We start from the raw sequence: 15,087 nt of genomic DNA, 5'->3' as shown, positions 1-15,087 counted from the left end.
AATATATCTAATTATTAAAATATTTGATGTTTACTATATAATCTAAATTTTCTTAAAATGATTGCAAGTAGCCTTTAGCTTTTATATAATATAAAAAAGGCATCGGGGTGATTATAATGGACAAACAATATTCATATACAGATTTTATGAAAGCAATGGGACAAACAGGGAAAGAAAGCTCCGCAGAAAAATTGTTAAACGAAATTTATCTTGATATGTTTTTAAATGTTGTCCACCGGGAGCAAAGGAGTTATCGATTACTAGAGTTGATAGATGAGGCGTTGGATCGTAAGGACAGAAAAGCATTTAACGAATATACAAATGTTTTGCTCCAACTAAAGAGTTAAACAAAAGCCGCTTATGCAGAGCGGCTTTTTTCTATTTATGGAGTTGAATTTAAAAATGAGTTAATTTCATAAATAGAGCCTTGCCATTAAAAATGAACAAGTTTCACTTAGTTGTTTGGATGATGGTCATCGCGCAGAATGCGTAAATCAATGTAGGCAGTAAGATTCATCGTTTAAAACGATTTCTTCAAATAAGTGGACTTCAATTTTTCTAAGATAGTAAGGGCTTCTTGTAGAAACAAAAATAAAAATTATTCCTTTACTCTTTGACAAATTAGAATCTTATGTAGCTTTTTCTTGAAAAGAGGGTAGTAATACAAGGAGTAATATTTTATTCAAACGTTGCTACATCAATAGTCCAACATCCTCAAAATAAAAAGTTTTAAAACGTATGTTCGTTTTAATAGTGTTAGAAAAATGATTATGTTACACTAAATTTATTAAGCACACGGGAGGCAAACATATGGAACAAATCTTTGATTTACAATCTCCGTATGAGCCGGCAGGGGATCAAGTAGAAGCGATTAAAGAACTAGTTAAAGGAGTAAAGAAAGGTAAAAAGCATCAAACATTACTAGGGGCCACAGGTACCGGTAAGACCTTTACTATTTCTAATGTAATTCAACAAATCAATAAGCCAACCCTTGTAATGGCCCATAACAAAACACTGGCAGGACAACTATATAGTGAGTTCAAGGAATTCTTTCCTAACAATGCAGTAGAATACTTTGTTAGTTATTATGACTACTTTCAACCAGAGGCATACGTACCACAAACAGATACTTATATAGAGAAAGATTCAAGTATAAATGAAGAAATAGATAAATTACGACATTCTGCCACTTCCTCATTATTTGAGCGTAAGGATGTCATTATCATCGCTTCAGTTTCCTGCATTTATGGTTTAGGGAATCCAGAAGAATATAGAGAGATGGTTGTGTCTTTAAGAACAGGTATGGAAATCGATAGGAATCAGCTATTAAGAAAGCTTGTAGATGTTCAATATGAACGTAATGATATTAATTTTACTCGTGGAACATTCCGTGTCCGTGGAGATGTGGTGGAGATATTCCCTGCTTCCCGAGATGAGAGATGCCTAAGGGTAGAATTTTTTGGTGATGAAATAGATAGAATTCGTGAAGTAAACGCATTAACAGGAGAAATATTAGGAGAGCGTGACCATGTAGCTATTTTCCCTGCATCCCACTTCGTAACTAGAGAAGAAAAAATGAAAATAGCGATTAATAATATTCGTCAAGAGCTAGAAGAGCAACTAACTATCCTTCGCAGTGAGGATAAATTGTTAGAAGCTCAGAGATTGGAGCAACGGACCAATTATGATTTAGAAATGATGGAGGAAATGGGATTCTGCTCTGGAATAGAAAACTATTCTCGTCACTTAACATTAAGAGAAGCAGGAGCGACACCCTATACATTATTAGATTATTTTCCAGAGGATTTCTTGCTCGTAATAGATGAAAGTCACGTTTCGTTACCTCAGGTTAGAGGAATGTATAATGGGGACCAGGCTCGTAAATCAGTATTAGTGAATTACGGCTTCCGTTTGCCATCAGCTTTAGATAATAGACCTCTAACATTCCAGGAATTTGAGGGACATGTAAAACAAGCAATCTATGTATCAGCAACACCGGGACCATATGAATTGGAGCATACACCAGAAATGGTTGAACAAATTATTCGCCCAACTGGTTTATTGGATCCAATCATTACCGTAAAACCTATTGAAGGTCAAATAGATGATTTAATCAATGAGATTTATGAAAGATCGGCAAAAAATGAACGAGTACTGATAACTACTTTGACGAAAAAGATGTCCGAGGATTTAACGGATTATTTAAAAGAAATAGGCATTAAGGTGCAGTATTTACATTCTGAGATAAAAACCTTAGAACGAATTGAGATTATTCGAGAGCTTCGATTAGGTACTTATGATGTTTTAATCGGCATTAACCTGTTGCGAGAGGGGTTAGACTTGCCAGAGGTTTCACTAGTTGCTATTTTGGATGCCGATAAGGAAGGATTCCTACGTTCGGAGCGTTCATTGATTCAAACGATTGGTCGAGCAGCCCGAAACTCCAACGGAGAAGTTATTATGTATGCAGATAAAATGACAGATTCCATGAAAAAAGCAATCGATGAAACGAAGCGTCGTCGTACAATTCAAATGGAATATAACGAAAAGCATGGCATTACACCTAAAACAATTGTGAAGAAGATAAGAGAAGTAATTAGAGCCTCTCAAGTGGCTGAAGAAGAGGAAAGCTATGCACAGCAATTAACTAGTGGAAAAGTCTTAACTAAAGAGGAAAAGGGTAAACTACTAGAAAAGCTAGAAAAAGAAATGAAAGATGCTGCAAAGGCGCTTAACTTTGAACGAGCTGCTGAATTACGTGATGCAATTCTGGAGCTCAAGCTGGAAGGATGATGATTGGTGAAAAACCAAGAGATTAATATTCAAGGTGCTCGTACAAATAATTTAAAAGATATAAGTATCAAAATACCAAGAGATAAGCTTGTCGTTATGACAGGTTTGTCTGGTTCTGGTAAGTCTTCCTTAGCCTTTGACACTATCTATGCTGAAGGACAACGACGTTATGTAGAATCCTTATCGGCATACGCAAGACAGTTTCTAGGCCAAATGGATAAACCAGACGTTGATTCAATAGAAGGGCTATCACCGGCCATTTCGATTGATCAAAAGACGACAAGTAAAAATCCAAGATCTACAGTAGCAACTGTTACAGAAATTTATGATTATATGCGATTGTTATATGCTCGGGTAGGGAAGCCAATTTGTCCAAACCATGGAATTGAAATATCCTCGCAAACAATTGAGCAAATGGTTGACCGATTAAGCGAGTATCCAGAAAGAACTAAAATGCAGATTCTTGCTCCGATTGTTTCTGGTCGTAAAGGAACTCATGTGAAATTACTAGAAGACATGAAAAAGCAAGGATATGTACGCGTTCGCATTAATGGAGATTTAATAGACTTAGATGACGATATAAACTTAGATAAAAATAAAAAACATAATATTGAAGTAGTCATCGACCGAGTTGTATTAAAAGAAGGTATAGCTGCACGATTAAGCGATTCCTTAGAATCTGCGTTGCGACTCGGAGATGGACGAGTTCTAATAGATGTGATGGAACAAGAGGAGCTACTATTTAGCGAGCATCATGCATGTCCAATATGTGGCTTTTCCATTGGCGAGCTAGAGCCGAGAATGTTTTCGTTTAACAGTCCATTTGGTGCGTGTACAGATTGTGATGGGTTAGGCACCAAGTTAGAGGTCAATCCAGATTTAGTTGTTCCAGATAAATCATTAACTTTGGAAGAGGGAGCCATTGTAGCATGGCAGCCTACGAGCTCTCAATACTATCCGAAACTATTAGAGGCAGTGTGTAAGCATTACAAAATAAAAATGAATGTTCCAGTTGAGAAATTACCTATTGATCAGTGGAACAAAATTATGTACGGTTCAGGAAAGGACAAAATTCGTTTCCGTTATCAAAACGAATATGGCCAAGTAAGGGACAATTCGATTCAATTCGAAGGTGTACTTGCTAACATCGAAAGACGTTATAAAGATACGTCCTCTGATTATATTCGTGAGCAAATGGAAAAGTATATGGCAGAGCATGATTGTCCTACTTGTAAGGGCTACCGTTTAAAGGAAGAAACGATGGCGGTGAAAATAGATTCATTGCATATTGGCCAAGTTTCTAGATTTTCGATTGAGGAAGCAAATAAATTTTTCAGTGAACTGACATTGTCAGAGAAGGATATGCAAATCGCTCGATTAGTTTTAAGAGAAATTGATGAACGACTTAGCTTTCTAGATAATGTGGGACTAAATTATTTGACTCTGAATCGGGCATCTGGGACGTTATCTGGAGGAGAGGCTCAACGAATTCGTTTAGCGACCCAAATAGGCTCTCGTCTTACGGGTGTGCTTTATATTCTTGATGAACCTTCTATCGGTCTACACCAAAGAGACAATGACCGTTTAGTAGCAACTCTGAAGGATATGCGAGATATAGGAAACACTTTAATCGTTGTAGAACATGATGAAGATACGATGATGGCTGCTGATTATTTGATTGATGTAGGTCCAGGAGCAGGAGTACATGGTGGACAAATAGTAGCTGCCGGAACTCCTGAAGAGGTAATGAAAGATAAAAATTCTCTTACAGGACAATATTTAAGCGGGAAAAAGTTTATCCCTCTTCCTCTAGAAAGAAGAAAACCGGATGGTCGTTTTATTAAGATTAAAGGTGCTAAGGAAAATAACCTGAAAAATGTTAATGTCGATATTCCACTAGGGGTATTTACAGCTGTGACAGGTGTATCTGGCTCTGGGAAAAGTACATTGGTCAACGAAATTCTGTATAAATCATTAGCACACAACATTAACCGAGCTAGAACGTTGCCAGGTGCACATAAAGCAATAGAGGGAATTGAAATGCTAGATAAGGTGATTGATATCGATCAGTCGCCGATTGGACGCACACCTCGCTCAAATCCTGCCACTTATACTGGCGTTTTTGATGATATAAGAGATCTCTTTGCAACGACTAATGAGGCTAAGATTAGAGGATATAAAAAAGGACGCTTCAGCTTTAATGTAAAAGGTGGACGCTGTGAGGCTTGTCGAGGCGATGGAATTATCAAAATCGAGATGCACTTTTTACCGGATGTTTATGTACCTTGCGAGATATGTCATGGTAAACGCTATAATCGAGAGACACTGGAAGTATTATATAAAGGAAAAAGCATTTCGGACATTTTGAAGATGACAGTAGAAGAAGGGGTTGCTTTCTTTGAAAACCATCCGAAAATCAGTCGTAAAATACAAACCCTTTTTGATGTGGGGCTAGGTTATATGGAACTTGGTCAGCCCGCAACCACTCTTTCTGGTGGAGAAGCGCAACGTGTGAAACTGGCTTCAGAGCTACATAAGCGCTCTAATGGTAAGTCATTTTATATTTTGGATGAGCCAACTACAGGGTTACATGTCGATGACATTGCAAGATTACTTATTGTTTTACAGCGCTTAGTTGAAAATGGAGATACTGTTCTAGTCATTGAACATAATTTGGACGTCATTAAAACAGCTGATTACTTAATTGATTTGGGACCAGAGGGTGGCGATAAAGGTGGAACAATCCTAGCATCTGGAACACCAGAAAAAATTGCAGAAGCCAAGAATTCCTATACTGGTAAGTATTTAAAAACTATATTAGAGCGTGACCGTAAAAGAATGGAAGAAGGCATTAACAAAGCAACTACAAAAAGTTAAAAAACTCAAAAAGCTTCAATGAAACTTTTTGACTCATAGAACGTATAACTAATAGGAAGAAATTTGCAATACACTTTTAATTTATGAGGAGGCCTTTCACTATGCAAGAGGAACGTAAACGTATTTTAGATATGGTTGAAAACGGCACGATTACTGCACAGGAAGCACTAGCACTTTTAGAAGAGCTCGGTAAGCAAGCAACAATAGTCACTCCCCAAGTAAATGAGCAGAAGTTTGAAGAAAAAGAAAAAGAAAAAACGCACCAAACGAGACAAGGAAATACTGATTTTATCGAAGAGCTGAAACGTGATTTTACTATGGTAGGAGATCGCTTCATGCAATTCATGCAAGGAACTGTAGATAAGATGAAGGATTTCGAGTTTGAAGTTAAATTAAGTGATCCGGTTACGTTTGAAGAAAAATTTGTAAAAGAAGATATACAATTTGAGGATATCGCGATTAATCTTGCAAATGGTAAAGTGGAAATTCATCCATCTGAGGAGCCTTTTACCCACGCTACAGTGAAGGTAAAATCCTTTAAAAATTCTACAGAGGAAGAAGCAAGAACAAGATTCCAAAATGAGTTTATCTTTACTACTGAAGGAAATAAATTACGTGTTTATAGTGATATGAAAACGGTAGCCGTACAAGTAGCACTTTATATACCAGAAAAAGAATATAATCATATTTCTGCGCGTTTGTTTAACGGTGATTTCATTGCGAAAAACCTAGAATCTAAAACCTTTAAGATTAAGACAACAAACGGTAAGGTGGAATTGGAAGATAGTAAGTTCCATAGAGCAGACATAGAAACTGTAAATGGCTCAGTCCAGGTTCAAAATGTTGAAGGTGACACCGTTGAGGTAGAAACGATGAATGGCCGCATTTACGTAGATGGAAAATTGAAGGACATAGAAGGCTCTTCGGTTAGTGGGCATGTAATTCTGACAACGAAAGACAAAGAAGCACGTAAAATCGAAGGAACAGCGGTAGCAGGTACTGTTGAAATTTATGTACCTAAAAACGTTTCTTTAAAAGGCGAAACTTCTACACAGTTAGGGCGTATAGATGTGCAGCTTTCTGATGTAACTCAGTTAAACCAATCTGAGCAGCTTCTCAATAAAAAAGTAGGCTTCACAAAAGTAGTAGACTCTGAGGGAGAGCCGTTACGAGTATATGGAGATGCTAAAACAGGATCCGTTTTAGTTAGATATACAACGGAAGCATAATAAACAACTAAGACCAAGTCATTTGTTGACTTGGTCTTTTCTTTATAAAGTCCTTCAAAATTATATAGAGTTGGTACGCTTAAGAAAGTGCAATAGGTAGGAAAAAGGTAGAAGGGGATGTTCACAAACACCCTTCTACTTTTTTTAGTTTTTATTTTTTACCCAAATCTTTATTCCAGTGGCAATTCCTTGTGCACATTTTAAACGATATTCTTCGGATTGCAGAAGCCTTGCTTCCTCTTTGTTCGTCATAAAACCACATTCCACTAGAACTGCTGGCATGATAGTATCTCGTACAACAGCTAGATCCTTCTGTTTAACCCCCCGATTTTTCCGTTCCACAGAGATACAGAGGGATTCATGAATATGCTTTGCTAGTAAAATAGAATCGGCGGAAGGCTTCAAATACGTGAAGGTTTCTATACCGTTCACTTCATTCCAATTGCTCCCATATGCATTGGCGTGGATGGAAATAAAAGCTTGTACTTTTAATTTGTTCGCAAGGGAAGTTCGCTCTCGTAATGGTACATCGACATCATCAGAATGACTAAAAATAACTACGATTCCGGTGTTATCTAACTCTTTCTTAACTAATCTTGTGACCGCACTGTTAAACTCAAATTCCTTCATCTTACCATCGGGGGTTCTTTTTCCTGCTGTTTCTGGGCCATGACCTGCATCTAATATAATCCTCAATACGCTTCACTCCTTTTAACTAATAAATAGGAAGAGAAAAGATAAATGGATACTAATTCAATGTTTATTCATGCTAAAATAAGAACTAAGTTTATCAGAGGGTAAAAGGAGTGGAAAATGTGTCTCATGTTACGACAAAAGATATACAAGAGAAATTTAATTTGTCCTTAGTTAGCGGACAAGAGGGTATTGGACGACACATTTCTATAAGTGATATTTCAAGACCTGGTATAGAAATGGCTGGTTACTTTATGCACTATCCTTCCGATCGCATTCAGTTAATGGGAAAAACGGAAGTTTCTTTTTTTGAATTACTCAAACCTAAAGAAAGATCTGACCGGATGATGAAGCTTTGTGCACAGGACACACCTGTTATTATTGTTGCTCATGGCATGGAGGTTCCCAGTGAGTTAATTATAGCATCTAACGAGAACTCGGTGCCTGTTCTAACTACTAGCATGCCGACCACTAGATTTTCTAGTATGCTTACGAATTATTTGGAAAGTATGCTAGCACCTACTACTGCTGTTCACGGAGTATTGGTAGATATATATGGTGTAGGTGTATTGATCACTGGAAAAAGCGGTGTAGGTAAAAGTGAGACAGCCCTAGAATTAGTGAAAAGGGGACATCGGTTAGTTGCGGATGATTGCGTGGAAATCAGACAGGAGGGCGAGGACACTTTAGTAGGAAGCGCCCCAAAATTGATTGAGCATCTTTTGGAGATTCGTGGATTAGGTATAATAGATATTATGACACTGTTTGGTGCTAGCGCCATTCGAAGCTATAAACGAATTACTCTTGTAATCGAGCTAGAAATCTGGGATGAAAAGAAAACTTACGACAGACTAGGTCTTGAGGAAGAGAAAATGGAGATTATTAATACTGCGGTGACTAAGCTAACGGTCCCAGTTCGACCAGGTCGAAATTTAGCGGTCATCATAGAAGTTGCTGCCATGAATCACCGATTGAAAAAAATGGGTGTTAATGCAGCAGAGGATTTTGCAAAGCGATTAGACGATGTTATAAACCAAAATGGAGAATTTTAAATAATATATTTGGTTGAGAGGAGCTTTTATGAATATTCTACAGGCAATTGATCCGGTCGCTTTTTCATTAGGACCGCTAGAAGTAAGATGGTACGGTATAATTATTGCGTTTGGAATCGTACTTGCATTTATAGTTGGACAGCGTGAAATGGTAAAAAGAGGATTTCATCCGGATTATTTAACCGATTTACTTCTTTGGGCAGTTCCAATCGCTATTATTAGTGCACGTATTTACTACGTAATTTTTAAGTGGGATATCTATAGTCAGCACCCAGAGAATATTATTAAAATATGGGAGGGTGGTATAGCGATTCACGGTGCCTTAATTGGATCGTTCTTAACTGCTTACTTCTTTACGAGAAAACGTCGGAGTTCTTTCTGGAAGGTTACGGACATATTGGCACCAAGTATTTTGATTGGTCAGTTAGTTGGCCGTTGGGGTAACTTTATGAACCAGGAGGCACATGGTGGAGAGGTAACGAGAACTTTCTTAGAAAACCTATTCCTTCCAAACTGGATTATAGAGCAAATGTATATTGAGGGAAAATATTATCACCCGACATTCCTTTATGAGTCTATTTGGAACTTGATTGGAGTCATTATTATGCTGTTCCTTCGTAAGGTGAACTTGCGTCGCGGAGAAATGTTCCTCTTCTATTTAACATGGTATTCAGTTGGACGTTTCTTTATCGAGGGAATGCGTACAGATAGTTTATATTTAATAGGTGATTTGCGTACTGCACAGGTTGTATCACTAGTGACTATTGCAGTAGCAATTATTATATTTGTTTATAGAAGAATAATGGTTAAGCCAGTTGTGCGTTATCAAGACAAGTAAGAAAGATGGGATTGGGTATGGAAATGGGGACTCTTAAAAGGGGATTGTCTGCCGGTCTAAAAACAACGTGGACGTTAAGTAAGGTTATCTTTCCAATAACATTAATAGTAGTGATTTTGCAGCACACTCCTGTTTTGCCATGGATAATACAATTTATAGAGCCTTTTATGGGGTTAATAGGCTTACGTGGAGAAGCAGCTATTCCACTTGTACTAGGAAATGCATTAAATCTTTATGCAGGTATAGCAGGAATATTGTCTTTAGAGTTAACCGTGAAGGAAGTATTTATATTAGCAACCATGCTATCGTTCTCCCATAATATCTTTATTGAAACAGGAGTTGCTTTAAAGGTTGGAGTGAAGCTATGGATCGTATTAGTTGTCCGATTCGGACTCGCTATAGTTTCAGCGGTTGTTATTAACTTAGTATGGCAAGGTGGTGGCGAGGTAGCAAAGTATGGGGTAGTTACCGCAACACAAAACATACCGGATGGCTGGTTTGAAATTATTTTACTCGGTCTTCAAAAAGCCACATTTGGTGTTTTGCAGCTTGCTCTAATTGTTATTCCACTTATGGTGATCATCCAATTTTTAAAGGACCGAAATTACTTACAAAAGTTTTCAGATAAACTGGCACCTTTCACCAAAGTAATTGGTGTGCAGCCAAATGCTTCCATGACTCTAGTCGCTGGTCTAGTGATTGGCCTTGCTTATGGAGCAGGAGTAATGATTCAAGCGGTTCAGGAGGACGGAGTAAGTAAGAAGGACGCAACTTTAGCATTCATCTTTTTAGTGGCATGTCACGCCGTTGTAGAGGATACGTTAATTTTTGTTCCATTAGGAATTCCAATTTTACCTCTCTTGCTCATTCGATTGATTACGGCTTTTGTCTTGACGATTATTGTCGCCTATATTTGGCGAAAATCAGAACAGAAAAGAACCAAGGAAGTGTTTACAACATGAACGTAACAACCTATAAAGCGTTGCTTTTTGATCTTGATGGAACGTTGTTAAATACTAATGAGCTCATAATTGAAAGTTTTTTACATATTTTAGGAGATAAATTTCCTGGGAAATATGATAGAGAAAGTGTAATACCTTTTTTAGGGCCATCACTTCGGGAAACCTTTGATGGCATCGATCCATTGTTAACTGAGTCACTTATTTTGTCATACAGGGCGTGGAATGAGGAACAGCACGATCAAATGGTTACAGCATTCGATGGGGTTGTCGAAACCCTTCAAAAATTAAAGAATCAAGGCTATAAGTTAGCAATCGTTTCTACAAAGAGAAGATCCATGATTGATAGAGGGCTTCAGCTTGTTGGATGTCAGTCATTATTTGACACAATCGTGGGTTATGAAGATGTATCAAATACTAAGCCTGATCCTGAACCTATTCTGCTTGCCCTAGAGCAATTGAATGTCAGTAAGGAAAACGCCCTCATGATTGGTGACAATTTTCATGACATAGTTGGTGGGCAACGTGCTGGAGTAGATACTGCCGCTGTAGCTTGGTCTATAAAGGGTGAGGCATTCTTGGCAACATTTAATCCAACCTATATGCTGCAGCATATCAGTGATTTACTTTCTATAAAAAAAGGACAGCACTTATGAGAAAAACGGAGAGATACCCTGTAAAGGGAGCTAATTCCCTGTGGCATGTGTACGATACGGTACCTTTCTGGAAGGTGATAAAAAATTTTATTTTTATCCAGGCAGCGAGATATTCACCTTTTTTAAGCTGGAAAAACTTTTTTTATCGTACTTTTTTAAGAATGGAAGTTGGAAAGGAAACTTCTTTTGCTTTAATGGTGATGGTAGATGTTATGTTTCCTGAAAGAATTAAAGTAGGAAATAATACGATTATAGGATACAACACAACGATATTGGCACATGAATATTTAATTGATGAATACCGAATTGGCGATGTTATTATCGGAGATCGCGTATTAATAGGCGCTAACTCCACTATTTTACCTGGGATAACAATAGGAAATGACGCTATTATCTCTGCGGCAACACTAGTAAATGCTGACGTGCCAGAGGGCTGCTTCGTAGGAGGCAACCCAATGAGTATTATTTATACGAAGGAACAAATGCTAGAGCGTAATGCAAAGTAAAAAACTATTTAATGTTAGAAAAGAGCTGCACCTCCCCTGTTAGATTTTAACTAACAAGGGGAGGTGTAGTTTTTATATGATAAAAACTACCAACTAATTCTCTCAAGCAAAATACTTGATTAATATTTTTACTGAGATATAATTGACGAGTCAATGATTGATTAGTCAAGAGTTGATTCGTCAAGGGGTAAGGAGGGGAACGATGACTAAATCCTTTAAAGAAATAAAACAAACATTGCTTATGCTTCAAAGTATTGATAGACGAGTAGCGCAAAACTTTGAAAAAAGAACTGGTATTAGTTTCACCAGGTATGAAATGTTACACACATTATTCGAACGAGCACAGCTTTCCCAAATAGAGTTACAGCAAACGTTGAAAATTGATCAAGCAGCAATTACAAGACACTTAAAAATACTGGAAGAGAAGAACTTTGTTGTTCGCAATCGAAATAAGCAAAATAATAGAGAAGTGATTGTAGAGATTACAGATGCCGGTATAAGCACTTTAGAGAACTGTGATTTAGATAAAAATCAATTTATTGATGAATTATTTAATGGATTTACAGATCAAGAGATAAAGCAACTTCAAATATTAGTGAAAAAGTTAATTGATAACACAGAAATGCTAAATAGTTAAAAGGAAAAATACACGACATTCCTTGAAACTTCGAAATAATTCATTTGAAAGGGGTATCTAAGATGCCAAAAACACAAACAACAATCGACCAATTAATCCACGAAAGAAAGTCAGTTCGTAAATATAAAGAAAATGTCGTTATTCCTCATGAAGAAATACAAATTTTGTTACAAAAAGCGATTACAGCGCCTTCTTCAAGCAATATGCAGCCATGGCGTTTTATAGTAATTGAAGATCAACAGGTAAAAAAAGAGTTACGTGTGATTGCTAATAATCAGGAACAAGTGGAGACTTCATCAGCAATAATAGCTGTACTCGGAGATTTAGAAATGTACAAAAATGCAGAAAAAATATATGACGCTAACTATGAACAAAAATTTATGCCTAGAGAATTAGCTGATTTAATGATAAAAAATTCTCTTGCCTTGTACGGAAACTTACCTCAAGAAACAATGAAAAATATTGTACATTTTGATGCAGGACTTATATCCATGCAAATTATGTTATTAGCTAAAGATATGGGCTACGACACAGTCCCAATGGGTGGCTTTGATAAAGTCAAATTTGCTGAAAAATTTAACTTACTTCCAAATGAAGTACCAATTTTACTTATTGCTATAGGAGAAGCAGCTGCTCCTGCATACGGATCTTCACGCCTTCCTCTTGAACAAATCGTTAGGTATATTTAATAGAAGTATTGGAAAAATAAAATCTAAGAAGTATCTGCTTAATCATTAAGCAGGTACTTTTTTTCTTTTTCAAATATTTGTCGCTGAGTCGAGCAAGCTCTTAGTATCTCTACACTACAAATCAGTCTTCGGAAGCGATTCACAAAGCATTAGTACAAATAATATAAATAGTAGATTGTCCTCCAATCTCAAGCTTTTTATTACTTATTGAATGAAGCTGTAAGCTTGTTCAAAATCCTACTGATTTCGATAACGTTCTGAAGTTGACGAATAGTATGAAATAGTATAAAATTTACTTAATTTATTATATTAGCACTCTAGCATAGTGAAGTATTTAATAATAAGAGGTGAAACCATTGAGTAAAATTCAAATGTTTGAAAAGCCGCTTGGGATGCGAGACTCATTTCCAGAGGTTAATGAGCAAAAAGAATACATAAGATCTATAGCGAGAGAATTTATTCGAAACAAAGGATATGACTTTATCAAAACGCCATCGGTAGAGTATTTTGAAACCATTGGGAAAGCATCTGCAATCGATGAATCCTCATTATTTAAGTTGGTGGACAATCAAGGTGAGATGCTTGTTCTTAGACCTGATATGACAACCCCGATTGCTAGAATTGCAGCATCAAAGCTTTTAAAGGAAAAAAATCCATTACGTTTAGCTTATTATGCTAACGTCTTTCGTGCACAGCAACGTGAAGGCGGAAGACCAGCGGAATTTGAACAGCTGGGCCTAGAGCTGATTGGTGATTTTAGTGCTTATGGAGACAGTGAAATTATCTATACCGCAGTAGAACTCATTAAAGCGTTAGGCGTGGAGAACTTCCAAATTACTATTGGTCATGCTGGAATACTGACAGCAATTCTTTCTAACAATGCTAGCAAGCTAGAGCAAGTCGAAACACTTAGACTGCTCCTAGTAGAAAAGAACTTTGTAGGATTTGTACAAATGCTAGATGACTTGAAGCTGACAGACACACAAAAGGAGAATTTGACAAAGCTTGTAGATTATACGCTAGAGTCTAAATCATGGGAAGATTTTAGACAGCTTTTGACAGACGAACAACAGTATTTATTGGATCAGATTGAACAACTGGAGCAGCTTTTAGAAATACAATTGAGTGATTCTGCTATTTACTCGTTTGATTTTTCATTGGCGAGTCATATGAGCTATTACACAGGTATGTTATTTGAAATTCATGCAGCAGGAAGTGGTTTTCCAGTTGGCAATGGGGGAAGATATGACGAGCTATTTAGGCAATTTGAACAAAGCGTGGGAGCTACGGGCTTTGGAATACGGGTTGATCGCTTGTTAGAAGTATTGCCTAAAAAGGCAACTGATGAAAAGCATACGCTTCTTTTATTTGATAAGGGTTCATTCCTGAAGGCTAATGTGCTAGCGGAGGCAAGAAGAAATAATGGAGAGCGTGTCACCCTTCAATATAAGGACAGTGTCCATGACATAGAAGCCTATCAAGATAGTTTTCATGAAATAATTAAGGTAGTAGAAGGTGGTTCTGCAAGTGAATGAATTAACGATTGCAATGCCTAAAGGACGTATTTTTGAAGAAGCATATCAATTATTTATCGACGCAGGATTTAACTTACCAGCCGAAATTAGTGATTCTCGTAAGTTGATCGTAGAGGCACCGGATGAGAGGATACAATTTATTCTGGCAAAGCCCATGGATGTTCCGGTTTATGTGGAGCATGGGGTTGCCGACATTGGAATAGCGGGGAAGGACGTTTTGCTAGAGCAGCATCGGGACGTGCATGAACTATTAGATTTGCATATTAGTAAATGCTATATTGCGACAGCAGGGTTGCCGAATACTGTTATGAATGAGATAGCTCCTCGTGTTGCTACTAAATATCCAACGATTGCGACCAATTTTTATAAGGAAAAAGGGGAGCAGGTGGAGATCATTGAACTGAACGGTTCTATTGAGCTAGCTCCAATGATTGGCCTTGCCGATCGTATCGTCGACATTGTATCTACAGGACAAACGTTAAAGGAAAATGGATTAGTAGAATATGAAAAAATTGTCGATATATCATCTAGGATAATCGTTAACCCGGTAAGCTATCGAGTAAAAAGCGAGCGAATTCGAGCGTTCGTTGCGAAGCTAAATAAAGAACTTCTAAAAAGGTAGG

14 protein-coding genes are annotated in these 15,087 nt (G+C 37.3%); 13 read left to right on the top strand and 1 reads right to left on the bottom strand.

The window, feature by feature from the left end; translation table 11 throughout:
* The first annotated feature begins 116 nt into the window (after positions 1–116).
* The 4 genes from ACQKNZ_RS14480 to ACQKNZ_RS14465 all read left to right on the top strand — a co-directional run bounded on the left by ACQKNZ_RS14480 (position 117) and on the right by ACQKNZ_RS14465 (position 6,899).
* Positions 117–347, top strand: a complete 231-nt coding sequence (locus ACQKNZ_RS14480; protein WP_144539003.1) for an IDEAL domain-containing protein — start codon at positions 117–119, stop codon at positions 345–347.
* 463 nt (positions 348–810) lie between these two features.
* Positions 811–2,793 carry an excinuclease ABC subunit UvrB gene (gene uvrB, locus ACQKNZ_RS14475; RefSeq protein WP_427660371.1) on the top strand — a complete coding sequence of 661 codons (1,983 nt, stop codon included), beginning with the start codon at positions 811–813 and terminating at the stop codon, positions 2,791–2,793.
* Between the two features lie 6 nt (positions 2,794–2,799).
* Positions 2,800–5,670, top strand: a complete 2,871-nt coding sequence (uvrA, locus tag ACQKNZ_RS14470; RefSeq protein ID WP_144538999.1) for an excinuclease ABC subunit UvrA — start codon at positions 2,800–2,802, stop codon at positions 5,668–5,670.
* A 101-nt stretch (positions 5,671–5,771) separates the two neighbouring features.
* A complete protein-coding gene (locus tag ACQKNZ_RS14465) occupies positions 5,772–6,899 on the top strand; it encodes a DUF4097 family beta strand repeat-containing protein (RefSeq protein ID WP_144538997.1) in 1,128 nt (375 codons plus the stop codon).
* 144 nt (positions 6,900–7,043) lie between these two features.
* On the opposite strand, the gene ACQKNZ_RS14460 is transcribed toward ACQKNZ_RS14465, so the two are convergent.
* Positions 7,044–7,595, bottom strand: a complete 552-nt coding sequence (locus ACQKNZ_RS14460; protein WP_191697631.1) for an N-acetylmuramoyl-L-alanine amidase family protein — start codon at positions 7,593–7,595, stop codon at positions 7,044–7,046.
* A 119-nt stretch (positions 7,596–7,714) separates the two neighbouring features.
* Here ACQKNZ_RS14460 and hprK point away from each other — a divergent pair, with 119 nt between their 5' ends.
* From hprK to hisG, 9 genes are all read left to right on the top strand, one after another.
* Positions 7,715–8,644 (top strand): HPr(Ser) kinase/phosphatase, encoded by a 930-nt coding sequence (hprK, locus tag ACQKNZ_RS14455; RefSeq protein ID WP_144538993.1) that lies wholly within the window; start codon positions 7,715–7,717, stop codon positions 8,642–8,644.
* A gap of 28 nt (positions 8,645–8,672) precedes the next feature.
* Positions 8,673–9,482, top strand: coding sequence for a prolipoprotein diacylglyceryl transferase (lgt, locus tag ACQKNZ_RS14450; RefSeq protein WP_144538991.1), 810 nt, complete (start codon positions 8,673–8,675; stop codon positions 9,480–9,482).
* 23 nt (positions 9,483–9,505) lie between these two features.
* Positions 9,506–10,444, top strand: a complete 939-nt coding sequence (locus tag ACQKNZ_RS14445) for a nucleoside recognition domain-containing protein (RefSeq protein ID WP_144539179.1) — start codon at positions 9,506–9,508, stop codon at positions 10,442–10,444.
* Positions 10,441–11,097 carry a pyrophosphatase PpaX gene (gene ppaX / locus ACQKNZ_RS14440; RefSeq protein ID WP_154310098.1) on the top strand — a complete coding sequence of 219 codons (657 nt, stop codon included), beginning with the start codon at positions 10,441–10,443 and terminating at the stop codon, positions 11,095–11,097. Before ACQKNZ_RS14445 ends, ppaX begins: the two co-directional genes overlap by 4 nt.
* Positions 11,094–11,603 (top strand): acyltransferase, encoded by a 510-nt coding sequence (locus tag ACQKNZ_RS14435; protein ID WP_144538987.1) that lies wholly within the window; start codon positions 11,094–11,096, stop codon positions 11,601–11,603. Before ppaX ends, ACQKNZ_RS14435 begins: the two co-directional genes overlap by 4 nt.
* A 202-nt stretch (positions 11,604–11,805) precedes the next feature.
* Entirely contained in the window at positions 11,806–12,240 is a 435-nt protein-coding gene (locus tag ACQKNZ_RS14430) for a MarR family winged helix-turn-helix transcriptional regulator (protein ID WP_151113113.1), read from the top strand.
* A 62-nt stretch (positions 12,241–12,302) separates the two neighbouring features.
* Positions 12,303–12,929, top strand: a complete 627-nt coding sequence (locus ACQKNZ_RS14425) for a nitroreductase family protein (RefSeq protein ID WP_427660366.1) — start codon at positions 12,303–12,305, stop codon at positions 12,927–12,929.
* 347 nt (positions 12,930–13,276) lie between these two features.
* Positions 13,277–14,464, top strand: a complete 1,188-nt coding sequence (locus tag ACQKNZ_RS14420; RefSeq protein WP_427660364.1) for an ATP phosphoribosyltransferase regulatory subunit — start codon at positions 13,277–13,279, stop codon at positions 14,462–14,464.
* The gene (hisG, locus tag ACQKNZ_RS14415; protein ID WP_154310100.1) at positions 14,457–15,086 is read left to right on the top strand and encodes an ATP phosphoribosyltransferase; all 630 of its coding nucleotides are present in this window, start codon (positions 14,457–14,459) and stop codon (positions 15,084–15,086) included. Before ACQKNZ_RS14420 ends, hisG begins: the two co-directional genes overlap by 8 nt.
* The last annotated feature ends 1 nt before the right edge of the window (position 15,087 follow it).

Origin of the sequence: Psychrobacillus sp. NPDC093200, assembly GCF_050280345.1 — a bacterium.
GTDB classification, from domain to species: domain Bacteria; phylum Bacillota; class Bacilli; order Bacillales_A; family Planococcaceae; genus Psychrobacillus; species Psychrobacillus faecigallinarum.
The sequence above is the reverse complement of the archived record's forward strand: the minus strand, read 5'-3'. Positions and strand labels throughout refer to the sequence as shown.

Coding starts and splice junctions, on each gene's coding strand:
- ACQKNZ_RS14425 (WP_427660366.1), top strand. CDS start 12,303: ATGCCAAAAACACAAACAACAATCGACCAATTAATCCACGAAAGAAAG.
- ACQKNZ_RS14445 (WP_144539179.1), top strand. CDS start 9,506: ATGGGGACTCTTAAAAGGGGATTGTCTGCCGGTCTAAAAACAACGTGG.
- ACQKNZ_RS14435 (WP_144538987.1), top strand. CDS start 11,094: ATGAGAAAAACGGAGAGATACCCTGTAAAGGGAGCTAATTCCCTGTGG.
- ACQKNZ_RS14430 (WP_151113113.1), top strand. CDS start 11,806: ATGACTAAATCCTTTAAAGAAATAAAACAAACATTGCTTATGCTTCAA.
- ppaX (WP_154310098.1), top strand. CDS start 10,441: ATGAACGTAACAACCTATAAAGCGTTGCTTTTTGATCTTGATGGAACG.
- ACQKNZ_RS14465 (WP_144538997.1), top strand. CDS start 5,772: ATGCAAGAGGAACGTAAACGTATTTTAGATATGGTTGAAAACGGCACG.
- lgt (WP_144538991.1), top strand. CDS start 8,673: ATGAATATTCTACAGGCAATTGATCCGGTCGCTTTTTCATTAGGACCG.
- uvrB (WP_427660371.1), top strand. CDS start 811: ATGGAACAAATCTTTGATTTACAATCTCCGTATGAGCCGGCAGGGGAT.
- ACQKNZ_RS14480 (WP_144539003.1), top strand. CDS start 117: ATGGACAAACAATATTCATATACAGATTTTATGAAAGCAATGGGACAA.